The 25305-nt window shown below is 63.9% G+C and carries 27 protein-coding genes; 21 read left to right on the plus strand and 6 right to left on the minus strand.

The features are described from left to right. Position 1 precedes the first annotated feature (1 nt). On the minus strand, positions 2-865 hold the full coding sequence (locus C8J36_RS00860; RefSeq protein WP_132531615.1) for an SDR family NAD(P)-dependent oxidoreductase: 864 nt from the start codon (positions 863-865) through the stop codon (positions 2-4). Between the two features lie 199 nt (positions 866-1064). Here C8J36_RS00860 and C8J36_RS00865 point away from each other — a divergent pair, with 199 nt between their 5' ends. Beyond that, positions 1065-1820, plus strand: coding sequence for a Crp/Fnr family transcriptional regulator (locus C8J36_RS00865; protein ID WP_132531618.1), 756 nt, complete (start codon positions 1065-1067; stop codon positions 1818-1820). Between the two features lie 20 nt (positions 1821-1840). Here the strand turns inward: C8J36_RS00865 and C8J36_RS24720 are convergent, their stop codons facing one another. Then, positions 1841-2008: a hypothetical protein gene (locus tag C8J36_RS24720; protein ID WP_165914915.1), complete on the minus strand. Its 168-nt coding sequence runs from the start codon at positions 2006-2008 to the stop codon at positions 1841-1843. 315 nt (positions 2009-2323) lie between these two features. Between C8J36_RS24720 and C8J36_RS00870 the strand changes: the two genes are divergently transcribed. Further along, a complete protein-coding gene (locus C8J36_RS00870) occupies positions 2324-2749 on the plus strand; it encodes a response regulator (RefSeq protein ID WP_281029215.1) in 426 nt (141 codons plus the stop codon). Here C8J36_RS00870 and C8J36_RS00875 read toward each other — a convergent pair. Both C8J36_RS00875 and cysQ read right to left on the minus strand, forming a co-directional pair. Beyond that, positions 2733-3779 (minus strand): DUF2793 domain-containing protein, encoded by a 1047-nt coding sequence (locus C8J36_RS00875; RefSeq protein WP_132531621.1) that lies wholly within the window; start codon positions 3777-3779, stop codon positions 2733-2735. The genes C8J36_RS00870 and C8J36_RS00875 overlap by 17 nt on opposite strands. A gap of 158 nt (positions 3780-3937) precedes the next feature. Next, positions 3938-4714: a 3'(2'),5'-bisphosphate nucleotidase CysQ gene (gene cysQ, locus C8J36_RS00880; protein ID WP_132531624.1), complete on the minus strand. Its 777-nt coding sequence runs from the start codon at positions 4712-4714 to the stop codon at positions 3938-3940. Positions 4715-5189: 475 nt separating this feature from the next. Between cysQ and C8J36_RS00885 the strand changes: the two genes are divergently transcribed. The 6 genes from C8J36_RS00885 to C8J36_RS00910 all read left to right on the plus strand — a co-directional run bounded on the left by C8J36_RS00885 (position 5190) and on the right by C8J36_RS00910 (position 10753). Beyond that, positions 5190-6092, plus strand: coding sequence for a branched-chain amino acid ABC transporter permease (locus tag C8J36_RS00885; RefSeq protein ID WP_062591930.1), 903 nt, complete (start codon positions 5190-5192; stop codon positions 6090-6092). 70 nt (positions 6093-6162) lie between these two features. Continuing rightward, positions 6163-7515, plus strand: a complete 1353-nt coding sequence (livM, locus tag C8J36_RS00890; RefSeq protein ID WP_200943854.1) for a high-affinity branched-chain amino acid ABC transporter permease LivM — start codon at positions 6163-6165, stop codon at positions 7513-7515. Next, the gene (locus C8J36_RS00895; protein ID WP_132531627.1) at positions 7515-8423 is read left to right on the plus strand and encodes an ABC transporter ATP-binding protein; all 909 of its coding nucleotides are present in this window, start codon (positions 7515-7517) and stop codon (positions 8421-8423) included. The genes livM and C8J36_RS00895 overlap by 1 nt, the downstream gene beginning before the upstream one ends. Next, positions 8420-9142, plus strand: a complete 723-nt coding sequence (locus C8J36_RS00900) for an ABC transporter ATP-binding protein (RefSeq protein ID WP_132531630.1) — start codon at positions 8420-8422, stop codon at positions 9140-9142. The genes C8J36_RS00895 and C8J36_RS00900 overlap by 4 nt, the downstream gene beginning before the upstream one ends. Before the next feature lie 39 nt (positions 9143-9181). Continuing rightward, positions 9182-9526, plus strand: coding sequence for a DUF6867 family protein (locus C8J36_RS00905; protein ID WP_062591938.1), 345 nt, complete (start codon positions 9182-9184; stop codon positions 9524-9526). Positions 9527-9637: 111 nt separating this feature from the next. After that, complete coding sequence (locus C8J36_RS00910; RefSeq protein WP_062591940.1) at positions 9638-10753, plus strand: branched-chain amino acid ABC transporter substrate-binding protein; 1116 nt, start codon at positions 9638-9640, stop codon at positions 10751-10753. 195 nt (positions 10754-10948) lie between these two features. Here the strand turns inward: C8J36_RS00910 and C8J36_RS00915 are convergent, their stop codons facing one another. After that, positions 10949-11863, minus strand: coding sequence for a DNA-binding response regulator (locus C8J36_RS00915; protein WP_132531633.1), 915 nt, complete (start codon positions 11861-11863; stop codon positions 10949-10951). Next, complete coding sequence (locus C8J36_RS00920) at positions 11860-15255, minus strand: ATP-binding protein (RefSeq protein WP_132531636.1); 3396 nt, start codon at positions 15253-15255, stop codon at positions 11860-11862. The genes C8J36_RS00915 and C8J36_RS00920 overlap by 4 nt, the downstream gene beginning before the upstream one ends. A 262-nt stretch (positions 15256-15517) precedes the next feature. On the opposite strand from C8J36_RS00920, the gene urtA reads away from it, so the two are divergent. The 13 genes from urtA to C8J36_RS00985 all read left to right on the plus strand — a co-directional run bounded on the left by urtA (position 15518) and on the right by C8J36_RS00985 (position 25302). After that, positions 15518-16807 carry an urea ABC transporter substrate-binding protein gene (gene urtA, locus C8J36_RS00925; RefSeq protein ID WP_062591944.1) on the plus strand — a complete coding sequence of 430 codons (1290 nt, stop codon included), beginning with the start codon at positions 15518-15520 and terminating at the stop codon, positions 16805-16807. Between the two features lie 355 nt (positions 16808-17162). Continuing rightward, positions 17163-18770: an urea ABC transporter permease subunit UrtB gene (gene urtB, locus C8J36_RS00930; protein ID WP_132531639.1), complete on the plus strand. Its 1608-nt coding sequence runs from the start codon at positions 17163-17165 to the stop codon at positions 18768-18770. After that, positions 18770-19948, plus strand: a complete 1179-nt coding sequence (gene urtC, locus C8J36_RS00935) for an urea ABC transporter permease subunit UrtC (protein WP_132531642.1) — start codon at positions 18770-18772, stop codon at positions 19946-19948. The genes urtB and urtC overlap by 1 nt, the downstream gene beginning before the upstream one ends. A gap of 5 nt (positions 19949-19953) precedes the next feature. Further along, positions 19954-20706 (plus strand): urea ABC transporter ATP-binding protein UrtD, encoded by a 753-nt coding sequence (urtD, locus tag C8J36_RS00940; RefSeq protein ID WP_062591950.1) that lies wholly within the window; start codon positions 19954-19956, stop codon positions 20704-20706. A gap of 175 nt (positions 20707-20881) precedes the next feature. Beyond that, positions 20882-21577, plus strand: a complete 696-nt coding sequence (urtE, locus tag C8J36_RS00945) for an urea ABC transporter ATP-binding subunit UrtE (RefSeq protein WP_132531645.1) — start codon at positions 20882-20884, stop codon at positions 21575-21577. An 11-nt stretch (positions 21578-21588) separates the two neighbouring features. Then, positions 21589-22443 carry an urease accessory protein UreD gene (locus tag C8J36_RS00950; RefSeq protein ID WP_132531648.1) on the plus strand — a complete coding sequence of 285 codons (855 nt, stop codon included), beginning with the start codon at positions 21589-21591 and terminating at the stop codon, positions 22441-22443. A 32-nt stretch (positions 22444-22475) separates the two neighbouring features. Beyond that, positions 22476-22778, plus strand: a complete 303-nt coding sequence (locus tag C8J36_RS00955) for an urease subunit gamma (RefSeq protein ID WP_062591957.1) — start codon at positions 22476-22478, stop codon at positions 22776-22778. Positions 22779-22785: 7 nt separating this feature from the next. Next, positions 22786-23034 (plus strand): DUF1272 domain-containing protein, encoded by a 249-nt coding sequence (locus C8J36_RS00960; protein WP_062591959.1) that lies wholly within the window; start codon positions 22786-22788, stop codon positions 23032-23034. 75 nt (positions 23035-23109) lie between these two features. Beyond that, positions 23110-23415 carry an urease subunit beta gene (locus tag C8J36_RS00965; protein ID WP_132531651.1) on the plus strand — a complete coding sequence of 102 codons (306 nt, stop codon included), beginning with the start codon at positions 23110-23112 and terminating at the stop codon, positions 23413-23415. Positions 23416-23461: 46 nt separating this feature from the next. After that, positions 23462-23848 carry a lysozyme inhibitor LprI family protein gene (locus C8J36_RS00970; RefSeq protein WP_132532942.1) on the plus strand — a complete coding sequence of 129 codons (387 nt, stop codon included), beginning with the start codon at positions 23462-23464 and terminating at the stop codon, positions 23846-23848. 139 nt (positions 23849-23987) lie between these two features. Continuing rightward, entirely contained in the window at positions 23988-24644 is a 657-nt protein-coding gene (locus C8J36_RS00975) for a Urease operon accessory protein (protein ID WP_132532943.1), read from the plus strand. Between the two features lie 9 nt (positions 24645-24653). Beyond that, the gene (locus tag C8J36_RS00980; RefSeq protein WP_062591966.1) at positions 24654-24908 is read left to right on the plus strand and encodes a hypothetical protein; all 255 of its coding nucleotides are present in this window, start codon (positions 24654-24656) and stop codon (positions 24906-24908) included. Next, positions 24895-25302: a PIN domain-containing protein gene (locus C8J36_RS00985; RefSeq protein ID WP_165914916.1), complete on the plus strand. Its 408-nt coding sequence runs from the start codon at positions 24895-24897 to the stop codon at positions 25300-25302. The genes C8J36_RS00980 and C8J36_RS00985 overlap by 14 nt, the downstream gene beginning before the upstream one ends. Positions 25303-25305 lie beyond the last annotated feature (3 nt).

A 25305-nucleotide genomic window follows, 5' to 3' on the forward strand; every position in this document is an offset into this window, starting at 1 on the left:
CCTACTGCCGCGCGCGGTCTTGCGTCAGATAGGTGCGGAACGCCTCGGCATGGTCGGGATGCCAGCGGGAGAGGGGCGGGCGGTTCTCGACGATGTCGCCGGCCGCCCAGAAAATGCGCTTTTCATCGAGTTCACGGCTGACGTCGTTGTCGGGGCAGAGAATGTAGAAATCGCCGCGCGCGATGCTGTCCATCATGAAGTCCACCGTCTGCTCCGGCGTCCAGGCCGCTTCCGGCTTCTCTGTGCGCCCGTTCGCGGTGAGCCCGGTATGGACGAAGCCCGGGATGAGCAGATGCGCCGCGATGCGGCACGCCGGCGTGTTGCGCAACTCATGTTCGAGCGCTTCGGAGAAGGCTTTGACGGCGGCTTTCGCGACATTGTAGGCGGGGTCTCCGGGCGGGGTGGTGATGCCCTGCTTGGAGCCGGTATTGATGATGAGGCCGGGTTCGCCATGCGCGATCATCGCGGGGCCGAAGACGCGCGTCCCGTTGATGACGCCGCCGAGATTGACGGCCATCACGCGCTCCCAGTTTTCAAGCGGGCCGAACAGCGCGCTGCCGGGCTGGATGCCGGCATTGTTCATCAGCACGTGGACCTTGCCGAATCGCTCGATCACCTCTTCCTGCAGGGCTTCCAACGCTTCCAGCTCGGAGACGTCCGTTGCGCAGGCGAGCACGCCTTCGGCGCCGTTCGGAGAGGTTTCGCCGACGGCCCGGGCGGCCTCTGCCAGACGCTCGCCTTTGCGGTCGGCGAGGACGACCTTCATGCCGAGGGAGGCAAAACGGTGCGCCGCGGCAAGGCCGATGCCCGAGGCGGCTCCCGTGACGACGGCGACGGCGTTGGCGGCGAAGGCGGCATGTGTCATGTTCGGTCCGAAATCTGCGCCGCTATTAAAGACGGCGCGGTTAGCAAATTTAATAGTGTCGCCCGCGAAAGTAGGTAAGGAGGAGGCTCAAGTCCATCCTCTTGCTTCTGCCTGCCTTTTCCTGTTCCTTCAGCGCCAGACCGTCTTTCCGAGCCGACATCCTCTCCCGCCATCCATCCGTCTCTCTCTTCGAGTCCCAATGTATCCCCCGAGAACGCGCAATAGCCGGCAGACGCCGTGCGACCAATGCCCCCTGCGTCATTTGCCGACGTTCCGCGAATTTCAGCCCGAGGAACTCGCGTTCGTCTCACATTTCAAGACGGGCGAACTTTCGGTCGATGCGGGAACCACCGTGCTGGTCGAGGGCAGCCACAGCGCGCACCTGTTTACGGTGCTGTCCGGCTGGGGCTTTCGCTACAAGATGATGGGGGACGGCCGACGGCAGATTCTCAATTACATCATGCCGGGCGACCTCGTCGGTCTGCAGGGCAGCCTGATGGGGGAGATGAAGCATTCGGTGGAAGCGTTGTCGGCCCTGACGCTGTGCGTGTTCGAGCGCGAACGGCTCGGTCAGGTCTACCGCAATCATCCGGATCTCGCCTTCGACGTGACCTGGATCGCTTCGCAGGAGGAGCGGATCCTGGACGAGCATCTACTCAGCATCGGACGCCGCACGGCGCTGGAACGCGCGGCCTATCTGCTCTCGTTCCTCTCGCAGAGGGCGAATGCGTCCAATCTGTTCAAGGGGGAGCGCGTGTCGATCCCGCTGACGCAGCAGCATGTGGCCGACACTCTGGGGCTCTCAATCGTTCACACGAACAAGACGCTGAAGAAACTTGCGGAGCGCAATTTGATCCGCTGGGCGGATCGCGGTTGCGATGTCCTAGATGCCGAGGGCTTGATGCGCGTGGCCGACTGGGACGGGATCGAGGTCGTCCGGCGGCCGTTTATCTGACGGTTTTTCGAAGCCTCGGTTCAGACGCCCGGAAGCGACGGAGTACGAGGTGCAATACGCTTCAGGATGAAGGCGCGAATTCTTTCGCCAAAACTTTGTTTTTCCTCGGCAATCACCGTATCGCCTTCATCGTGGCCGAACACGCTTCTGGCCGCTTGTTCCAGTCTTTCAATCTCGCTGGTCGTCATGATTTCCTCCCATGTGCTCCCACTCACCAGAATGCGCCTGAAGGGTTAAAAGTTCCAGTCCAGCGTAAGAACTTTCGAAAACACGCCGGTCACGTTCCGGTGTTTCAGAGACGTCTCGCTGCGGCTATAAGACCAGTCATTCGAGCGGGATTTCGATAGGTGGCTGGAGCCGGCTGCTTACGGTATGTCTTATTTAAATGTGACCGGCGGCACTTGCCTTTACTGTTGAATTCGGGGACGTCGAATCATATTTGTGGATTGGGCAAGGGCGACAGCCTGTCAACGCCTGAACTGCCTCGCAACGAATGGATCTTGGTGCTGCGTTTGGAAACACTTTCGTCAATCAAACGCGTTCTCGTGCTGGAAGACAACTTCATCATCGCGATGGAGGCCGAGGATATCCTGCGGACGCTGGGCGTCGAGACGGTCGATATCGCCACGAATGTCACCCAGGCCAGGCAGCTCGTCGAGGAGCACGCTTTCGACTTCGCGCTTCTCGACGTCAATCTCGGCAGCGAGACCAGCTTCGACTTCGCCAATATTCTCGTGGCCCGCGACACCCCGTTCGGCTTCGTCAGCGGCTATGGCGAAAGCGCGATGTTTCCCGGCAGCCACCGTGACCGGCCCCGCATCACCAAGCCGTTCAACGAGACATCGATGAGCCAGTTGCTCGCGTCCGTGTCCGGCGCGGATGGCGCGAGCGAGGCTTCCACCGAAGCCACCTCTAAAGCATCGCGATAAGCACCTCCGTCCGGTCGCTGCCATAGGTGATCGTGGCGCTGCCCGTATAGGCCAGCCGCACCGTGTCGCCGTCCGTCAGGGCGGCAAGAGCGGTAACCGTCGCCGAATGACGGGACGAGGCACTCGAAAACTCCCGCAGTGTCGCGATGGTCTGTGCGCCCGCCTTCACCGCAAGGGAGAACGTGCCGGCCGGCTGCACTTCCGCCTTCAGGATGACGAGATAGATGCCGGTTGCCGGCACGACGAGGCTTTGACCGCCACCTGCGACCGAGGCGCCAAGCGCAAAGCCGCCCTGGGACACAGGCAGGGTCGCAAATCCGCTTTCGCTGCCGTCGGCCGGGGTGGATGTGCCGGTCGCCGTCGCCGCGCGGGCGATCGGCCTTTGCGGCAGTTGGACGCGACCGGCTCCGTCCACGCGCAGAGCCTCCTGCCAGACCGTGCCGTCGGCACTGGTCTTTATCGCGAACGTGTCCGCTCCGCTCAAGCCCATTTCCGCCCTTCCGGACCAGCCGCTCTGGAAGAGCAGGCTGGCGGTGTCGGCGGTCGTCGCCTTGTTGATCTTGAGCTGGTGGCCGTGGCCGGCATGGCTGAGCAGGGTCGCGTCTCCCGAGACGGCGAGGCGATTGACCTCGTCCGGCGTTGCGTTGACGCCGAGCCTCTGCAGATCCGAAACGGCATCATAGGGCCGGAAGCCGGTGCCGTCATGGATGTGGAGGCGGGCGTCGCCGGCAAAGACGGCCCGCCAGCCGGGGCGGGGGGTGACGAACGTCCAGGCCGCATCCTGCCACACGGCGATCGTCCCGGCCTGTCCTGTCCAGGCGTCGGCCGATGCTGGCGTTGGCGCTGGCGTTGGTGCGACCTCGTAGCAGGCGCCTTCGACAGGGCTTGCCGGAGGGTGCGACAGCCTTGCCGTTATCACCAGCTGCGTTACGGCATCCAGCCGCTGCAGCGCCTCATTGTGGGTGACGTGCTTCTGGGCCTGCGACGGCAGGATATAGGGCATTTCGAGGTTGGGGGTCGTCTCGCTCATCGGCATCTCCTGTCGGGGGTGCCGCCAGTGTGCGCGGACGCGCGGCCGCGGGGAGGATCGGGAGGTGCTTGCGCTGATTCCAAACGGTTTTTGGCGTTCTTTCTCCCCGCGGTTCCAAGGTGTGAGACGCGGTGCGCATGCTCGGAGCGTGGGCGGCGTCAGCCCCGGCCGCGGGAGACGAAGTAGGGATTTGCGAAATCCACGTCGTAGACCTGGTTGCGCTTGCCGTAGAAAAGGGGATTGCCGTCCATGGTCAGGGTTTCCCCGCCGGCTGCGCGCAGGACGGCATCGCCGGCCGCCGTGTCCCACTCCATCGTGCGGCTAAGGCGCGGATAGATGTCGGCGAGCCCTTCGGCGAGCAGGCAGAATTTCAGCGAGGAGCCGACCGATTCGTAATCGGTGACGCCGTGTTCCGCGAGATAGGCGATGGTTTCCGCGCTGTTGTGCGACCGGCTGGCCAGCGCCACGATCCTGTCGCCGCGCTGGCGACAGCCGATGATGGTGGGGGCGCCGATATCCGTCTGGCCGGAGACGACGGATTTGCGTGCCCGGTTTCGTTCCGCGGCGTAGAGAATGCCGAGCGCGGGCGCATAGACGACGCCGAAAGTCGGCGCGCCGTCCTCGATGAGGGCGATGTTGACCGTAAAATCGTGATTGCGACCGACGAATTCCTTGGTGCCGTCCAAGGGATCGACGAGGAAGAAGGCGCGTCCGTCGATATCGGGAACGAGGCCTGCCGACGCGGCTTCCTCCGCGACCACGGGAATGTCCGGATAGGCACCCTTGAGATGCCGCAGGATGATGCGTTCCGCGCTTTCGTCCGCATCCGTGACCGGCGACGCATCCGCCTTGTAACGGACATCGCCGCCGACATTATAGACGTCGATGACCGCCCGCCCAGCCTCGACCGCCGCCCTCTCCAACACGTGCAACATAGCGCCTGCCGCGCTCCTTCTCCGCCCTGCGATGACGGGCGTCCCAGCGCCCATCGCGTTTCCCCACAACCATACAGGGTTTTGCCTCATTCGTCAGGCAAATCCCTGTGAACGGTCGTTACATTTCGTGGCGTCGCTGGCCTTGGTTTCACGCGCGTTAACGGCTTGCCGCATCTCGCGCCAAGCGTGTTTCCTGAAGAATTACAGCCGGATGCGCTCGGCGCGGATGGGCGCGTGTGTTGCAGCGCAAGTCACTGATATGCTTAAAATGTAACCTGCTGCTGCATCCATCCCGGCCCTTTGCCGCGGAAACCGCCAGATTTTGTCCTGCTGGAAAAGAATCTGTTGGGTGCCTTCTTTTTGTGCTTTTCTTTTCGAGCGAAAACAGTATGGAATCCCCGCAAACGTCGGGTCCTCAATGGACTGCAGAACAAGAGGCCGGACCCGCCAAGGGATCTGGTCCAGGGGAAAATAGATGGTGTATTTCGTCCAGCAGCTCGTCAACGGGCTGACTCTCGGATCTATCTACGGCATGATCGCCATCGGCTATACGATGGTCTACGGCATTATCGGCATGATCAACTTCGCCCATGGCGATATCTTCATGCTGGGCAGCTTCGCGGCCCTCATCGTCTTCCTGATCCTCACGACCCTCTTTGCCGGCATCCCCGTCGTCCTCGCCCTGTTGGTGATGATGATCGTGGCCATGCTGCTGGCGGGCCTGTGGAACTGGACGATCGAGCGGATTGCCTACCGGCCGTTGCGCGGTTCGTTCCGGCTTGCGCCGCTGATCACGGCCATCGGCATGTCGATCGCGCTGTCCAACTTCATCCAGGTGGTGCAGGGCCCCCGCAACAAGCCGATCCCGCCGCTGATCAATTCCAACTATCAGGTGCTCGGCATCTCGATCTCGCTGAAGCAGATCGTGATCATCGTCGTCACCGCCGTCCTGCTCACCATCTTCTGGTACATCGTCAACAAGACGCCGCTCGGCCGCGCCCAGCGCGCCACCGAGCAGGACCGCAAGATGGCCGCGCTGCTCGGCATCGACGTCGACCGCACGATTTCCATCACCTTCATCATGGGCGCCGCACTCGCCGCGGTCGCGGGTACGATGTACCTGATGTATTACGGTGTTTCCGTCTTCACCGACGGCTTCATCCCCGGCGTCAAGGCCTTCACGGCGGCCGTTCTCGGCGGCATCGGCTCGCTGCCGGGTGCCGTTCTCGGCGGCATCCTCATTGGCCTCATCGAGAGCCTGTGGTCGGCCTATTTCTCCATCGCCTACAAGGACGTCGCAACCTTCGTCATCCTCGCGGTCGTTCTGATTTTCAAGCCGACCGGCATTCTCGGCCGGCCCGAAGTGGAGAAGGTATAAGTCCATGGCGAACATTTCCTCTCCCGTTTCCCCGCCGCCCGCATCGAAGCCGCATGCAGAACCCAGCATCATGGCGCGCGCGTTCAAGGAAGCCTTCTTCGCAGGCCTCGTCTCGCTCGGCCTCTTCTGCCTCTTCGTGGGCGTCGAGACCTATCAGAACATCAACAACGAGCTTGTCTGGCGCATGCGCTGGGGCCTGCTGGCGGTCTTCGTTCTCGTCGCCGCCGTCGGCCGCTTCGTCAACGTCGCCTTCATCCGGCCGGCGCTCGACAAGCGAAAGTTGGAAAAGGCCAAGAGCGGCATCCTCGAGGTTTCCGAGGACAAGGGTTTCTTCCATCGCCACTTCCTGAAGATCGCGCTCATCGCGCTTCTGATCTACCCGCCGGTGTCGGTGATGCTGCGCGGCGTTCAGGGCTCGCTGCTTCTGGTCGACAATTTCGGCATCCAGATCCTGATCTACGTGATGCTGGCCTGGGGCCTGAACATCGTGGTCGGCCTTGCCGGCCTGCTCGACCTCGGCTACGTCGCCTTCTACGCGGTCGGCGCCTATTCCTACGCGCTGCTCTCCACCCATTTCGGTCTGTCCTTCTGGGTTCTCCTGCCGCTCGCCGGCATTTTCGCCGCACTCTGGGGCATCATCCTCGGCTTCCCGGTTCTGCGTCTGCGCGGCGACTATCTCGCCATCGTCACGCTTGCCTTCGGTGAAATCATCCGGCTTGTGCTGATCAACTGGACGGAAGTGACCAAGGGAACCTTCGGGATCTCCGGCATCGCCAAGGCATCGATCTTCGGCATCTGGTCGTTCGACGTCGGCTCGCCGTCGAACTTCGCCAAGTCCTTCGGCCTGCCGATGTCGTCGGCCTATTACAAGATCTTCCTGTTCTACGTGATCCTGCTCCTCTGCATGCTCACGGCCTATGTGACGATCCGCCTGCGCCGCATGCCGATCGGCCGGGCCTGGGAAGCGCTGCGGGAAGACGAGATCGCCTGCCGCTCGCTCGGCATCAACACGGTCACGACCAAGCTGACGGCCTTTGCGACCGGCGCCATGTTCGGCGGTTTCGCCGGCTCGTTCTTCGCCGCGCGCCAGGGCTTCGTCTCGCCGGAAAGCTTCGTGTTCATCGAGTCGGCCGTCATCCTCGCCATCGTCGTTCTCGGCGGCATGGGGTCGCTGACCGGCATCGCCATCGCCGCGGTCGTCATGGTCGGGGGAACGGAACTGCTGCGTGAAATGAACTTCCTCAAGGTCGTGTTCGGCCCCGAGTTTACGCCGGAACTCTATCGCATGCTGATCTTCGGTCTCGCCATGGTGGTCGTGATGCTGTTCAAGCCGCGCGGCTTCGTCGGATCGCGTGCGCCGTCGGCCTTCCTTCACACCCGAAAGAACGTGTCCGGAAGCTTTACCAAGGAAGGGCACGGCTGATGGTTACGGGAACGGCGACGACAATGTCCAAGGATCCAATCCTCAAGGTCGAACATCTCTCCATGCGCTTCGGCGGCCTGATGGCCATCAACGATTTCTCGTTCGAAGCCACGCGCGGCGAGATCACCGCCCTCATCGGCCCGAACGGGGCCGGCAAGACCACCGTGTTCAACTGCATCACCGGCTTCTACAAGCCGACCATGGGCATGATCACGATGCGCCAGAAGAGCGGCACGGAGTTCCTGCTGGAGCGCCTGCCGGACTTCGAAATCACCAAGCGGGCGAAGGTCGCCCGGACGTTCCAGAACATCCGCCTGTTCTCGGGCCTGACGGTGCTGGAAAACCTGCTGGTCGCGCAGCACAATGCGCTGATGCGCGCGTCGGGCTACACCATTCTCGGCCTGCTCGGCTTTCCTGCCTACAAGAAGGCGTCGCTCGCCAGCATCGAGCTGGCGAAGTACTGGCTCGACAAGGCGTCGCTGACCGACCGTGCCGACGATCCGGCCGGCGACCTGCCCTACGGTGCCCAGCGTCGCCTGGAAATCGCGCGGGCGATGTGCACCGAACCGGAGCTTCTCTGCCTGGACGAACCGGCCGCCGGTCTCAACCCGCGCGAGTCGCTGGCGCTGAACACGCTGCTGCGCGACATCCGCACCGATACCGGCACCTCGATCCTGCTGATCGAGCACGACATGTCGGTGGTCATGGAAATCTCCGACCACGTCGTCGTGCTGGAATACGGACAGAAGATCTCGGATGGCAATCCGCAATTCGTACAGAACGACCCGAAGGTCATCGCGGCCTATCTCGGTGTCGAGGATGATGAGGTCGACGAGGTGATCGCGGAAGTGGAAGAGGTTGCGGCAACCGTCGGTCACGGAACCGGCCACACGGGAGAGCGCCCATGAGCCCGCTTCTTCACGTCAAGGGCGTCGAGACCTATTACGGCAACATCCGCGCACTCGGCGGCGTCGATGTCGTCGTGGAACCGGGCGAGATCGTCTGCATGATCGGCGCGAACGGGGCCGGCAAGTCGACGCTGATGATGACGATCTGCGGCAGCCCGCAGGCGCGCACCGGATCGGTCATTTTCGACGGCCAGGACATCACCCGGATGCCGACCCACGAGATCGCCCGGCTGCGCATCGCCCAGTCGCCCGAGGGGCGGCGCATCTTCCCGCGCATGACGGTCTACGAAAACCTGCAGATGGGCGCGAGCCTCGACAACCTCAAATATTTCAACGAGGACATCGAGAAGATCTTCACGCTGTTTCCGCGCTTGAAGGAGCGCCAGTCGCAGCGCGGCGGCACGCTTTCGGGCGGCGAGCAGCAGATGCTGTCGATCGGTCGCGCCCTGATGGCGCGTCCCAAGCTGCTGCTTCTCGACGAACCTTCGCTCGGTCTCGCGCCGCTGATCGTCAAGGGCATCTTCGCCGCGATCAAGAAGCTGAACGAGGAAGAGGGGCTCACCGTGTTCCTCGTCGAGCAGAACGCGTTTGCCGCGCTCAAGCTGTCGCATCGCGGCTATGTCATGGTCAACGGACAGGTGACGATGAGCGGCGCCGGCCGCGAGCTGCTGGCCAATCCGGAAGTGCGCGCCGCCTATCTCGAAGGCGGGCACCATTGAGCGCCGCTTTCTTCATCCCACCCACCGGGAGTTTCTGACATGCAGGGCATTCTTCACGAAGAGCCTTCGATCCTTCAGTTCATGCTGATCACCTGCGTGCTCGGCGGCTGGGCGGCGTGGCGCACGGGCAAGAGCGTCGCGGACGGCTGGCAGACCTACACGACCGTGCTGATCTATACGGCGCTGCTCGGCCTCGGCATCCGTTTCGTGCATCACGCACTGTTCAACGGCACGATGTTCAGCCTCCACTTTTACCTTGTGGACACGATCATTCTTTTGCTGTTTTCTACCGCTGGCTTCCGCTTCTACCGGACGCGCCAGATGGTCAACAGCTACTACTGGCTTTACGAAAAGGCGTCGCCTTTCTCGTGGAAGAACAAATAATAAGGGAACAGCCGCAGGCGCATCGCCTCGGCCACAACGAACACCGGCGCAGCAGAGTGGGAACTGCGTTGGCTATGGCAACAGACCCGCTTGAAAATTGGGAGTTACAGGATGAAGAAGTCACTTTTGTCGGCTGTTGCGCTGACGGCGATGGTCGCGTTCAGCGGCCAGGCCTGGGCGGACATCACGATCGCTGTTGCCGGTCCGCTGACCGGCCCGAACGCCGCTTTCGGCGCGCAGCTCCAGAAGGGTGCCGAGCAGGCAGCCGCTGACATCAACGCTGCCGGCGGCATCAACGGCGAGCAGATCAAGATCGTTCTCGGCGACGACGTGTCCGACCCGAAGCAGGGCATCTCGGTTGCCAACAAGTTCGTTGCCGACGGCGTGAAGTATGTCATCGGTCACTTCAACTCGGGCGTTTCGATCCCCGCGTCGGAAGTCTACGCCGAAAACGGCATCCTCGAAATCACCCCGGCTGCCACCAACCCTGTGTTCACCGAGCGCGGCCTGTGGAACACGTTCCGCACCTGCGGCCGTGACGACCAGCAGGGCGGCGTTGCCGGCGCCTACCTCGTCGAGAAGTTCAAGGACGCCAAGGTCGCCGTCATTCATGACAAGACGCCTTACGGCCAGGGCCTTGCCGACGAAACCAAGAAGGCGATGAACGCTGCCGGCATGACGGAAGTCATGTACGAAGGCGTCAACACCGGCGACAAGGATTTCTCGGCCCTCATCGCCAAGATGAAGGAAGCCGGCGTCTCGATCATCTACTGGGGCGGTCTCCACACGGAAGCCGGCCTGATCATCCGCCAGTCGGCAGACCAGGGCCTCAAGGCAACGCTCGTTTCGGGCGACGGTATCGTCTCGAACGAACTGGCCTCGATCGCGGGCGACGCGGTTGCCGGCACGCTCAACACCTTCGGCCCCGATCCGACGCTCCGCCCGGAGAACAAGGAACTGGTCGAGAAGTTCAAGGCCGCCGGCTTCAACCCGGAAGCCTACACGCTCTACTCCTACGCCGCCCTGCAGACGATCGCAGAAGCTGCCAAGATTGCCGGCTCCATCGATTCCGAGACCGTCGCCACCGCGATGAAGGAAAAGGGTCCGTTCAAGACCGTTCTCGGCGACATGTCCTTCGACGAAAAGGGCGACCCGAAGCTTCCCGGCTACATCATGTACGAGTGGAAGAAGGGCCCGGACGGCAAGTACAGCTACTTCCCGCAGTAATCACGGCCTCGCGGCTCCGGCCGCCATGTCCGAAACGAGGAAAGCCCGGCCCTGCGCCGGGCTTTTCCGTGTCTGCGGGTTCGCCGTTCTGTCAAGCTCGGTGTAGGGGCCGGGGTTCTTCTGACACAGGTGCTACGAGACGCTGCGGATGGGGTGACGTCCGATCATGCGGACGCGATCGGCTGTCACGCCGGCTCAGGTTTGGCTCAGCGCATTCGTCGCCTTCACGGCGGCGGAGGCCCGGTTTTCGACGCCGAGCTTCACATAGATCTGCTCGAGGTGCTTGTTGACCGTGCGGGCGGAGAGGCCGAGGATTTCGGCGATGTCGCGGTTGGCCTTGCCCTTGGCGATCCAGACGAGCACCTCGGCTTCGCGCATGGTCAGCGAAAAATGGCGGCGCAGCGCCTCCTCGTCGCTGGTCTGGCTGACGGCGGTCAGGCGAAACAGGTATTCGTCGCTGCCGATCGCGCCGAGGAAGGCCAGGTGCAGCACGGGCACGCCGTCGCTTTCGACGATGAGGGGGGCGTCCTTCGTGCCGGTCCGGTCGCGCAGAAACTGGGCGATCCGACCGGACATGGCGGCGAGGCCATCGTTCGAGCCGATGGCGGTCTCGACCAGCCGCGTCGCCTGGGGGGTCGACCAGTGCAGCGCGCCATCGCCGCGCACCGCCAGCAGGTGCCGGCCGGCAGCGTCGAGCGCGACGCGGGCGCTCTGCGCCGAGCGGGCGTTGCCGAGGTGGACACGGATGCGGGCGCGCAATTCGTCGATGTTGATCGGCTTGGAGAGATAGTCCACCCCACCGGATTCGAGCGCATGGACGATGTGCTCCGTCTCCGTCAGCCCGGTCATGAAGATCACCGGCACCGGGGCGATGTCGGCCAGCGCCTTCAACCGCCGGCAGGTGTCGAAGCCGTCCATATCCGGCATGACCGCATCCATCAGCACGATGTCGGGCGTGATCTTGTCCACGACCTTCAGCGCTGCCGGGCCGGAGGTGGCGATCAGCACCGAAAAGCCGGATTGCTCCAGCGCGTCGGTGAGAAAGCCGAGGGTCTCCGGGCTGTCATCGACGATCAGGACGATATCGCGGGGGCGGGGGGTCTCACTCACGGGCGATCTCCTTCCGCCAAGGGGTCGCTGCGCACGGCGGCGGTTTCGAGGAAGGTCGCATAGCCGGCCATGTCGAAGGCCTGGACATAGGCGCGCGCGGCGTCTGCGAAGGGTTGGTGCGCAGCGTCGCGCGCGAGTTCGGCGAGCTTTGCCTCGATGCCCCTGATATAGCCGATTTCGCCCAGCCGGATGAGTTCTTCGATGTGGGAGGCCTCCGGCACGAGGATCGTCTGCGGCGCGACGGGCTCCGGCTGCGTCGCGGGGTCGTCATGCGTCCAGGTCAGGCCGAGATGAAGGGCGATCTTGCCCTTGAGCTGACGGATGTCGAAGGGCTTGGCGAGTGTGTCGTTGTGGCCGATGTGCTGGCTGGCAAGGCTGCCGTCGCCGATATTGGCGGACAGCATGACGATGGGCGCCGCCTGTCCGTGTTCGCGCAGGCGCGAGACGAGTTGCCAGCCGCTCATGCCGGGCATGGAGATGTCCACGAGAAAGAGGTCGGGCTTGATGCCCTCGATCAGCGTCAGGCATTCGGCGCCGCCGATGGCGGTGAGGACCACGAAGTCGAGCGGGATCAGCACCTCGCGCATCAGTTCGCGGTGATCCTCGTTGTCATCGACCACGACGATGGTGCGGCGGGGGCCGGCATAGCCGGTGACGGCGCGCGACGGCGGCGGAACGGCGGCGGGGTGGGCGATGGCCGACAGCATCAGCCGCACGCGAAAGGTCGAGCCCTTGTCGCGCTCGCTCGTCACGAGGATTTCGCCGCCCAGCGTCTCGGTGAGGAGACGGGTGATCGTGAGGCCGAGCCCGAGACCGGGCATGGGCCGGATCGTCTCGGCTTCGCCGCGCTGGAACGGCTCGAAGATGCGCGGCCGGTCGGCCTCCGAAATGCCGCGGCCCGTATCGGTCACGGTGAAGGTCGCGACCTGGCTGCGATAGGTGACCTCGAAGCTCACGAGCCCGCGATCGGTGAACTTGATGGCGTTCGAGAGAAGGTTGACGAGGATCTGGCGCAGGCGCTTCTCGTCGGCGCGCACATGCGTCGGCAGGCCGGGCGCGCGCCGATGTTCGAAGGCGAGCCCCTTGGCCTGGGCCTGCGGGCGGAACATATCGACGATCTGATCGAGAAAATCCTGGATGTTGATCTCGTTGGAGAACACCTGCAGCCGTCCGGCCTCGATGCGGGAAATGTCGAGCAGGCCGTCGATCAGCCCGGAGAGGTGATCGGCGCTGCGCTTGATGACGCGGATGGCCGCCTGTCGGGGGGCGGGGATCGTCTCGTCGCGTTCGAGGATCTGGGCATAGCCCATAACGGCGTTGAGCGGCGTGCGCAGTTCGTGGCTGAGGCCGACGACGTAGCGGCTCTTGGCGCGGTTGGCGGCCTCGGCGGTTTCCTTGGCATATTGCAGGGCGGCGTCGGTCTTCTTGTGGGCCGCGATTTCCTTCAGCAGCAGCGTGTTCTGCCGCGAGGATTCCTCCTCGGCGACGAGGCGGCTGTCATGCGCGAGCACATAGAACCAGCAGACGACGCCGGTGACGACCGTGAACACGAAGAAGACGATGCCGATGGTGCGGTTGATCACCTCGGCGGCCATCGGCGAGGCCGATCCGGTCTGGTAGGCGATCATCGCGAGGATGGCGCCGATGGCGGAGACGGCGATGACGACGGCCGTGGCGTAGCGGCCGAGGCGGCTCGAAAGCGCCGCGACGATGCGCTCGGGCAGCAGCCTGCGGGCGACGGCTGCGGTCTGCGCGTTGACCCGCGCATGCGGCTTGCAGACATCGTGGCAGCGGCTGTCGAGCGAGCAGCAGAGCGAACAGATCGGCGCGGAATAGGCCGGGCAATAGGCCATGTCCTCCGGCTCGAACGGGTGCTGGCAGATGGAGCAGGTGATGGTGCTCAGGCTCTTCCAGTGTGCGCGCGGCTTTCGCGCGAGGTAGTAGCGCCCGCGCGTGGCATAGGCGATGGCCGGGGAAACGAGGAAGGCGACAAGGGTGACATAGGTCGATAGCGACGCCAGAATGGTGCCGAAGAGGCCGAAATGCGCGGCAAGCGCGACGCCGGCCGCGGTGAACATGGCGCCGAGACCGACCGGGTTGATGTCGTAGAGATGCGCGCGTTTGAACTCGATGCCCGGCGGGGAAAGGCCGAGCGGCTTGTTGATGAAGAGATCGGCCGACAGCGTGCAGAGCCAGGACATGGCGATGATCGAGAACACGCCGAGGGTCGCTTCGAGCAGCGTGTAGATGCCGAACTCCATCAGGAGCAGGGCGATGGCGACATTGAACACCAGCCAGACGACGCGGCCGGGATGGCTGTGCGTCAGGCGGGAGAAGAAGTTCGACCAGGCGAGCGAGCCCGCATAGGCGTTCATCACGTTGATCTTCAGCTGGGAGACCACGACGAAGGCGGCCATCAGCACCAGCGCCGCGGTGTCGTTCGGGATCATGTAGCCGAAGGCCGTGAGATACATGTGCGAGGGGTCCGCCGCCTGGCCGGCCGGCACGCCGGTCGAGAGCGTCAGCACGGCCAGGAACGAGCCGGCAAGCAGCTTCGGCACGCCCACCACCACCCAGCCGGGACCGGCCAGGAAGACGGCAAAGCGATGCCGCCACTTCTTCATGCCTTCCGGCGGCAGGAAGCGCAGAAAATCCACCTGCTCGCCGATCTGCGGCATGAGGGCAAGGATGACGGCGGACGCCGCGCCGAACTCGATGAGATCGAACGGCGCTGCGCCCCCCACCTCGGCGTTGGAATGGGCGATGCCGGCAAAGGCGCGCCAGAGGTCGAACTTTTCCCAGTCCGAAAAGGCGATGAAGACGAAGGGCAGGATGTTGAGCACGATCCAGAAGGGCTGCGTGACGAGCTGGAAGCGGGAGATGAGCTGGACGCCGTAGATGACGAGCGGAATGACGACGACCGCGCTGATGATGTAGCCGATCCAGAGCGGTATGCCGAAGGCGAGGTTCAGCGCCCCGGTCATGATCGACGCCTCGATGGCAAACAGCATGAAGGTGAAGCTGGCATAGATCAGCGAGGTGATGGTGGAGCCGATATAGCCGAAACTCGCGCCGCGCGTCAGCAGGTCGATATCGACCCCGTGGCGGATGGCGTAGCGGCTGATCGGCATGCCGATGACGAGCATGGCGACGGCGGCGGCGATGATGGCGTAAAAGGCGTTGGTGGTGCCGTAGGAGAGGGTGATCGTGCCGCCGATCGCCTCCAGCGCCAGGAAGGAGATCGCACCGATGGCGGTCTGCGAGATGCGGCTTGCCGAAAACCTGCGGGCGCTCTTGGCGGTGAAGCGCAGGGCATAGTCTTCCAGCGTCTGGTCGGCGACCCAGCGATTGTATTCGCGCCGGACCGGAATGATGCGCTGCCGGGCTGTCATCTCGAAATTTTCATGGTGCGAAGCAACATCCTTGCCGATCACGCGACGATGGTGAAAGGCGCGCGGGTCGGGCGATCTTGAAGACAACGCGGGCACCTGTCCAGACAGACCGCATGTTTCGTGCAGAAAGGCACGCGTCCTCTGCGCCCGCCACCTACGTCAATTAACGTATGTGCATTGCACAAGGCCTGTCGGATAGTCCCGTTGCGACCCGTTAACCCTCCCTTAGGAAACGGCGCCAACGAACGAGAGGGGCTCTCTTATGTCATTCAAATCCCATATCCTCAGTGCATTCCTGGCGGGTGCCTTGGCAACCACGGCATTCTCCGCCGTCAACGCGGCTGACGACACCATCAAGGTCGGCGTTCTGCACTCGCTGTCCGGCACGATGGCCATTTCCGAGACGACGCTGAAAGACGCCATGCTGATGCTCATCGAGGAGCAGAACAAGAAGGGCGGCGTTCTCGGCAAGAAGCTCGAAGCCGTCGTCGTCGATCCCGCATCCGACTGGCCGCTGTTTGCCGAAAAGGCCCGCGAGCTGATCTCCGTCGACAAGGTCGCGGCCGTGTTCGGCTGCTGGACGTCCTCGTCGCGCAAGTCGGTCCTGCCGGTGTTCGAAGAGCTGAACTCGATCCTCTTCTACCCCGTCCAGTATGAAGGCGAAGAGTCCTCGCGCAACATCTTCTACACGGGTGCCGCGCCGAACCAGCAGGCCATCCCGGCCGTCGACTACCTGATGGCCAACGAAGGCGTCGAGCGCTTCGTGCTCGAAGGCACCGACTACGTCTATCCGCGCACGACCAACAAGATCCTGGAAGCCTATCTGATCTCCAAGGGCGTGGCCAAGGAAGACATCATCGTCAACTACACGCCGTTCGGCTTCTCGGACTGGCAGACGGAAGTCGCCAAGATCAAGGAATTCGGCTCGGCCGGCAAGAAAACCGCCGTCGTCTCCACCATCAACGGCGATGCCAACGTGCCCTTCTACAAGGAACTCGGCAACCAGGGCATCAAGGCCACCGACATTCCGGTCGTCGCCTTCTCGGTCGGTGAGGAAGAACTCGCCGGTCTCGACACCAAGCCGCTCGTCGGCCATCTCGCCGCCTGGAACTACTTCCAGTCCGTCGATGCGCCGGCCAATGCCGACTTCATCAAGCAGTGGCACGCCTATACCAAGAACGACAAGCGCGTGACGAACGACCCGATGGAAGCCGCCTATATCGGCTTCTCCGCCTGGGTAAAGGCCGTCGAGGCTGCCGGCACGACCGACACGGATGCCGTCCTCGATACGATCATCGGCACCTCCGTTCCGAACCTCTCGGGCGGCTACTCCACGGTCATGCCGAACCACCACATCACCAAGCCGGTGCTGATCGGTGAGATCCAGGCCGACGGCCAGTTCGAAATCGTCCAGCAGACCCCCCAGGTCGTCGGCGACGAGTGGTCGGACTTCCTGCCGGACAGCAAGGACCTGATCTCCGACTGGCGCAAGCCGATGTCCTGCGGCAACTTCAACGTCGCAACGGGCAAGTGCGGCGGCAAGGGCTCCTGATCGCTTCCTCGTAAAGCCGATGGTGCACAACTGATTTTCATGACGAATGCATTTTTGGTGCGGCCTCCGGGCCGCACCGCCAAGGTCTTCATGCCGATGATTTGAAATGTTCGCCTCCGTCCGGCTTCGTGCCGGGCGGAGACGTCTTCCTCGGGGGAGGGATCGCTCGTCGCATTCACGGCCGTTCGCGCATGGCACGGATCATGCATCGAAATGACCGGACAGGGCGAATGATCGCCTTTCCCACCACTGTCGTACCCGCTTTAGTGCAACCCCCAAGGGAAGCCTGCGGAATTCCTGGGCAGATGCGCGCGGCTCGCCGCCGCCCTGCCGGATGAAGGGGCTTTGAACAGACATGCAGCTGACCTCGCGCACGGTTCGGACCATTCTTCTCCTGCTCGGCCTTTGCCTTGCCTTTGCAGCCGGTGCGCGGGCGCAGGAGGCGCTGAAGCCTCTGGTCGACGGCCTCGGCGCGACGGCGTTTCCGCAGAAGGTGGAAGCGGTCAAGCGGCTGGCCGCGACAGGCGACCCCAAGGTGCCCGAGATCCTGGAAAAATTGAGTGCCGGCGCCCTGTTCGCGCCGAAGGCGGGCGGCGCGGTCTATCTCGTCGAGGGCGACGTCGTGTCCGATCCGGTCACCGGCGCGTCTGTCGAGGGTGTGGCTGCCGGCAGCCTGCAGAAGATCCGGCTGAACAATATGCTGCGCGGGGCGATCGGCGATGCCATGAGCCAGCTGACCTTGCTCAGCCCCGATCGCAATGCCCGCCTTTCCGCCGCGCAGGCGCTGCTGGCCAGCGGCGACACCGCCAATCTCGCGCTGCTCGACGGCGCGCTGGCGAAGGAAAGCGATCCCGAGGTCAAGGCGGCGATGGACTCCGCCCGCGCCGTGCTGATCCTGAAGACGGATGCCAGCGCCGAGGACAAGAAGGCGGCGATCGAGAATGTCGCGGCGCGCGGCGATCGCGGTGCGCTCAACATTCTCTCCGCAGCGCTTGCCACCGCGCCGCCGGATCTCGTGCCGGTCATTCAGGGCCGCATCGACGGCATTACCAGCAGCCTTGCGGTGTGGGATGTGTTGCAGAACGTCTGGTACGGGCTATCGCTCGGCTCGGTGCTGCTGCTCGCCGCCATTGGCCTTGCCATCACCTTCGGCGTCATGGGCGTCATCAACATGGCGCATGGCGAGATGGTGATGCTCGGGGCCTATACGACCTATGTCGTGCAGCAGACGGTCGCGTTGCTGGCGCCGGGGCTCGCCACCTTTTCGCTCGCCTTCGCGGTGCCGATCGCCTTTCTCTTCACCGGCCTTGTCGGCGTCGCCATCGAGCGCGGCATCATCCGTTTTCTCTATGGCCGGCCGCTCGAGACGCTGCTCGCCACCTGGGGCCTGTCGCTGATCCTGCAACAGACCATCCGCACCATTTTCGGGCCGACCAACCGGCAGGTGGACAATCCGAGCTGGATGTCGGGCACCTTCGATTTCGGCGGTCTCGCGATCACCTGGAATCGCATGTGGATCATCGTCTTCTCGCTAGCCGTCTTCCTGGCGCTGCTGACGCTGCTCAAACGGTCGCGGCTCGGCCTGCAGATGCGCGCCGTCACGCAGAACCGACGCATGGCCTCCTCCATGGGCATCCGCACGCCGATGGTGGACGCGATGACCTTCGGCCTCGGCTCGGGCATTGCCGGCATCGCCGGCGTGGCGCTCAGCCAGATCGATAACGTCTCGCCCAATCTCGGGCAGAACTACATCATCGACAGCTTCATGGTCGTGGTGTTCGGCGGGGTCGGCAATCTCTGGGGCACCTTCGTCGGCGCCATGACGCTCGGGATCGCCAACAAGTTCCTGGAGCCCTATGCGGGTGCCGTGCTCGGCAAGATCCTGATCCTCGTCCTCATCATCCTGTTCATCCAGCGGCGGCCGCGCGGCCTGTTCGCCCTCAAGGGGAGGTCGATCGAATAATGTTCACGACCCGGCTCATCCAAGCGCATGAAAAGAAGGTGCTGGCGCTTGCCGCCCTGATCCTCTTCATCGCCATCGCGGTTCCCGCGTCCAACCTGCTGCTCGATCCCGGCAACCCGCTGCACGTGCCGTCGCATGTCGTGCCGCTGTTCGGAAAATATCTCTGCTACGCGCTGCTCGCGCTCGCGCTCGATCTGGTCTGGGGCTATTGCGGCATTCTCTCGCTCGGCCATGGCGCCTTCTTCGCGCTCGGCGGCTATGCGATGGGCATGTATCTGATGCGCCAGATCGGCGCGCGCGGCGTCTATGCGAACCCGGTCCTGCCCGATTTCATGGTGTTTCTGAACTGGAAGGACCTGCCCTGGTACTGGACGGGTTTCGACAGCTTCCCCTTCGCAGCCCTCATGGTGATCCTGGTGCCGGGCGCGCTCGCCTTCGTCTTCGGCTGGCTCGCCTTCCGCTCGCGGGTCACCGGCGTCTACCTCTCCATCATCACCCAGGCGATGACCTATGCGCTGCTGCTCGCCTTCTTCCGCAACGAGATGGGCTTCGGCGGCAATAACGGCCTGACCGATTTCAAGGATATCCTCGGCTTCAACATCCAGGCGCCGGAAACCCGCGCCACGCTCTTTGCCATCACCGGCATCGTTCTCGCTGTCGTGCTGCTGCTCTCTTCGGCCATCGTGCAATCCAAGTACGGCAAAGTGCTGATCGGGGTGCGGGATGCGGAAAGCCGGACGCGCTTTCTCGGCTATCGCGTCGAGAACATGAAGCTCTTCATCTTCACCGTCTCCGCCATGATCGCGGGCATCGCCGGTGCGCTCTACGTGCCGCAGGTGGGCATCATCAATCCGGGCGAGTTTGCGCCCGCCAACTCGATCGAGGTCGTCATCTGGACGGCGGTCGGCGGACGCGGCACGCTGATCGGGCCGATCATCGGGGCGGTGCTGGTCAATTTCGGCAAATCCGTCTTCACGGCGGCCTTCCCGGAATTCTGGCTGTTTGCGCTGGGCGCGCTCTTCGTCGCCACCACGCTGTTCCTGCCCAAGGGCATCGTCGGCACCATCCAGCAGGGCTTTTCCTCCCGCCGCGACTACAAGGCGGCCGCCGAGGCCGAAAAGGGCCGCACCGTTTCGGCCAGCGCGCCGGCCGACGCCCAACCTCAAGCCGCGGAGTGAGCGCCATGGACCAGAAGATCACCAACAGTCTCCTCTATCTCGACGGCGTTTCCGTTTCCTTCGACGGCTTCAAGGCTTTGAATGCGCTGTCGTTCGTGGTCGCGCCCGGCGAGTTGCGGGCGATCATCGGCCCGAACGGGGCCGGCAAGACGACGATGATGGACATCATCACCGGCAAGACGCGGCCGGACAGCGGCACGGTCTATTTCGACGGCAAGGTCGATCTGACGAAGAAGGACGAGGCCGATATCGCGCAGCTCGGTATCGGCCGGAAGTTCCAGAAGCCGACCGTGTTCGAGAGCCAGACGGTCTGGGACAATATCGAGCTCGCGCTCAACCGCAAACGCGGCGTCTTCGCGACGCTGTTCTACACGCTGACGCCGGCCGACAAGGCGCGGATCGAGGAGATCCTCGAAACGGTGCGCATGACCGCCCGCAAGGACCATCTCGCCGGCAGCCTGTCGCACGGCCAGAAGCAATGGCTGGAGATCGGCATGCTGCTTGCGCAGGAGCCGAAGCTGCTGCTGGTGGACGAGCCCGTCGCCGGCATGACCGACGCCGAGACCGCGGAGACCGCGATCCTGCTGAAAGAGATCGCCAAGACCCGCTCGGTCGTGGTGGTCGAGCACGACATGGGCTTCATTCGCGACCTGGGCGTCAAGGTCACCTGCCTTGCCGAGGGATCGGTGCTTGCCGAGGGCACGATCGACTTCGTGTCGAACGATCCCAAAGTCATCGAAAACTATCTGGGGCGGTGATCTCAATGCATTACAATGTCTCGATGTTCGCGGTTCAACACTTCGGTGGACCGACTTTGCCACCTCGCTCTCGGGCGGATGTCTTCTCCCTTCCTGTGAGGGAGATGTCGGGTCGGGCTGCGGGACACCCTGAAAACGCCGAGGCACCGACCCCATCCATGACACGAGGTGCAGCATGCTGACCGTCGACAACATCAACCTCCATTACGGTGCGGCACAGGCGCTGCGCGGCGTCTCCATCACGGCGCCGATGGGCAAGATCACCTGCGTGCTCGGCCGCAACGGCGTCGGCAAGACCAGCCTTCTGCGCGCGGTAACGGGCCAGCATGCGACCAGCGCCGGCAAGGTGGCCTTCAACGAGACCCTCATGAACGGCATGGCGCCCTATCATCGGGCGCGCCTCGGCGTCGGTTTCGTGCCGCAGGGACGGGAGGTGTTTCCGCTCCTGACCGTCAAGGAGAACCTGGAGTCCGGTTACGCGCCTGTCGCCCGCAAGGACCGTTTCGTGCCGGACGAGATCTTCCAGCTGTTTCCGATCCTGAAATCCATGCTCGGCCGTCGCGGCGGGGATCTCTCCGGTGGGCAGCAGCAGCAGCTCGCCATCGGCCGGGCGCTCGTCACGCGTCCGAAGATCCTCGTGCTGGACGAGCCGACGGAGGGCATCCAGCCGTCGATCATCAAGGATATCGGCCGGGCGATCCAGTATTTGCGGGATTCCACCGGCATGGCAATTCTGCTTGTGGAACAATATCTTGACTTCTGCCGCGAGCTTGCAGACCATGTCTACATCATGGATCGCGGAGAGATTGTACATGAAGGCCCGGCCGAAACGCTCGACACGCCGGAAGCCCGACGGCACCTCACGGTTTGATCGCGCAAGCGATGTCTGAGCTCGGACGGGAGAAGGCGCCGGCCGCCCCTCAGCGCGCCTTCGGGCGCGGACGGCTGGTCGCGAAATCGGCCGGCGGGCGCACGCGGCTGGCGGAATTCTACCAGGAGGGCTGTGCCAAGCTGCGCCTTCCCACCATGTTCGACGGCAGCATGGAGGCCGTGCTGATCAACAGTTCCGGCGGGCTGACCGGTGGCGACGTGATGGACTGGCGATTTGCCGCGGGCGCGGGGACCGAGCTGACGCTGACGACGCAGGCCTGCGAGAAGATCTATAAGGCGAGCGCCGGCACGACCGCGGTGACGACGACCATTCGGGCGGAGGCGGGCTCCCGCGTCCACTGGTTGCCGCAGGAGACGATCCTGTTCGATCGGGCCTCGATGACGCGGTCGCTCGATGTCGATCTTGCCGCGAATGCCGAGTTCCTGGCCGTCGAGGCCGTGCTGCTGGGACGCGCCGCCATGGGTGAGCGCATGCGCAGCGGGCTCTTTCGCGACCGGTGGCGCATCGTGAGGGGCGGCACGCTGCTGCATGCCGAAAACATGCGGCTGTCCGGCGATATCGACGCGCTGACGCGACGGGCTTTTTCGCTCAGCGGTCACGTGGCTTTCGCCACGCTGCTGTTTACCTCTGCCGATTGCGAGCGGTCTCTGAAACCCCTGCGCGAGCGGCTGGACGACGGTGCCGCCAACGGGTCGGGCGGCGTCAGCCATGTCGTGGTCGGCGGGCAGGGAAAGCTCGTCGCGCGGATCGTTGCGACGGACGGATTCGCCTTGCGAAAAATCCTCGTGCCGATGATTTCGCACTTGCGCAGGAGCGCGTCTGTGCCGAAAGTCTGGAGCCTGTAGAGAATGTCGAAGATGATGATGGGTCGCACCGCATGAACCTCACTCCCCGGGAAAAAGACAAGCTGCTGATCTCGATGGCCGCCATGGTGGCGCGTCGCCGGCTGGAGCGCGGCGTCAAGCTGAACCATCCGGAAGCCATCGCGCTGATCACGGATTTCGTGGTCGAGGGCGCGCGCGACGGGCGTTCCGTGCCAGACCTCATGGAGGCTGGCGCCCATGTCATCACGCGCGAGCAGGTGATGGAGGGCATCCCGGAAATGATCCACGACATCCAGATCGAGGCGACCTTCCCGGACGGCACGAAGCTCGTCACCGTTCACGAACCCATTCGCTGAGGTTTCCATGCTGGCGCTTCGACCCAATTGCGAATGCTGCGACACGGACCTGCCGGCCGACAGCCGCGCGGCAATGATCTGCAGCTTCGAGTGCACCTTCTGCGCCAGCTGCGCGACGGATGTGCTGCACGGACGTTGCCCGAACTGCACCGGCGAACTCGTCCGCCGCCCCGTTCGCCCTGCCGAAAAGCTGGTCAAGAACCCGGCGTCCACCGACCGCATTCTGAAAGCGCAAGGCTGTGCCGCGGCGGCGTGATGCCGCGCCGCCCGCATCTTCCGCCCGCCACGATCGCCGTGCAACATGCCTATCGAGACCTTGAGGAGAGACAAGATGATCCCCGGTGAAATCCTTGCGGCAGAGGGCGAGATCGAGCTGAATGTGGGGCTCGAGACCGTGACGATCCAGGTGTCGAACACCGGCGACCGGCCGGTGCAGGTCGGCAGCCATTATCATTTCGCCGAAACCAATGCGGGGCTCACCTTCGATCGTGCGGCGGCCCATGGAAGGCGGCTCGATATCCCGGCCGGCACGGCCGTCCGCTTCGAGCCGGGGCAGACGCGCGAGGTGACGCTCATCCCCTTTGCCGGCAAGCGGGAAGTCTACGGTTTCCGCCAGAAGGTCATGGGAGCGCTCTGACATGGCAAGGATACGGTTCATTTCGGGCGCTGCCCTGGTCTCCTGGATGTTTCTTGCCGCGGCGTCAGCCTCTGCGGCCGGTCCGGACGAGCCCGACTGCAACAATGCGACGACGCAGACCGATCTGACGCTGTGCGCGCAGATAGAGTTCGACACGGCGGACGAGGCGTTGAACGCAAGCTATCGCAAGACGATGGCGCGCGCGCAGGCCACGGACAAGGATCTCGCCGATCTCGGCGACAACATGGTCGGCGCCGTCGAGGCGTTGAAGTCGGCGCAGCGGGCCTGGATCGGTTATCGTGACGGGCAGTGCGAGCTTGCCGGCTTCGAGGCGCGGGGCGGGACCATGGAGCCGATGCTGGTGGCCGGCTGCCTTGCCGAGCTGACCATCAAGCGGACGGCAGAATTGGACGCGGCGCTGGTCGATCCTTGATCGACGCATCCGCGGGACCTCAAGGGTCTCAACGTGACGCGGGCTGCGGGTTCCGATCGATGGTTTCCGATGCGGCACCCGACAAAAAGGCGGGCAGGAACAGGGGCATGAGAAGGCTGTGAAGACCGGTGCACGCATCGTGATCGTTGGCAATGGGCCGGTGCCGGACAGCGCTGCCGCCGAGATCGCGTGTGCCGATTGCGTCATCCGCTTCAACGATTGCCGCTCCTCCCAGGCCGGCGAGCGGACAGACATCGTCGCTGTGTGCAACACCGGTCGTCCGGCCAGGATGATGCTGGGGCGTGCGGTTTCCGCTGATGCACCCACCGGCCTCCAATCGTCGGCCTGGGCAGATCATCCCGCAGTGGTGGGGGCGACAGGCCTCTGGTGCGTTCGCAATCCTGTTCTCTTTGCCGCCCTTCGGGCACCGCTTGCCATCACGCATCCCGAACTGGACGACTTCTGCGACGATGAGACGGAGGCGTTCGAAGCCTTCGCGCGGGCGTCCGGCAAGACCTTCCGGGTGCTCGACGGGCAAACCCAGCGGTTTGTCGAACAGATTCTCACCGGGTTTTCGCCTGCACCCTACATCGTGCCGAGCAGTGGCATCGTCGTGATCGCCGATGTGCTGGGCGCTCATCCCGCCGCGGATATCGCGCTTGCCGGCTTCACCCATGTCGGCTGGGACGGGCATCCCTTTGCCGCGGAGGCGCAACTGGTCGAGCGCTGGGTCGCCGAGGGCCGGCTTCGCCGGCTCGGTGCGGCGCCGGCAGTGTCTCTCGCGGTCGGGAGCTAGGAGAGCGCTATGGGCGAAACGGTCAGGATCACGGCGGGCACGATCAAGGTTCCGGAATCGGTGCTGACGACGCTCGGGCTGAAGGATGGCGACGCGGTCGAGATCGTCGCGAACGAAGCCGGGGGGTTCGAGATCCGCAAGCCGGGAAAGAGTTTTGAGGATCTGCGCGGGATCGTGAAGTTCGACCGGCCCGTGACCACCGACGAGATCATCGGATGGGTTCGCGAGATGCGCGGTGGCGGAGACGATGATGAACGGGATTGATACGAACGTTCTTCTCCGCTGGCTTTTCGGGGACATGCTCGGCGAGGATGTCGAGGCCGAGATGGCTGCGATCCGCAATCTCGTTCGATCGTCCGAAGGACCTCTGCATGTCAATCACGTCGTGATTGCCGAGACGATCTGGGTGTTGGCGCGGCGGACGAAGCGGAGCCGCGCGGCGATCGTCACGATCATCGACCGGATCCTCGATGCGCCTGAAATCCGCGTTCAGGACGAGGATGCCGTTCGGGCCGCCGCACGCGCCTTTGCGCACTCCACCGGTGATTTTTCCGACCACCTGATCGGCGAGATCAACAGCCGCAGTGGCTGCCGCACCACCTATACGTTCGATCGCGCTGCGGCCCGGTCGCCCCTTTTCTCCGAGCTATCGAGGTAGTCC

It is taken from the genome of Rhizobium sp. PP-F2F-G48, assembly GCF_004342335.1.
GTDB lineage: Bacteria > Pseudomonadota > Alphaproteobacteria > Rhizobiales > Rhizobiaceae > Ferranicluibacter.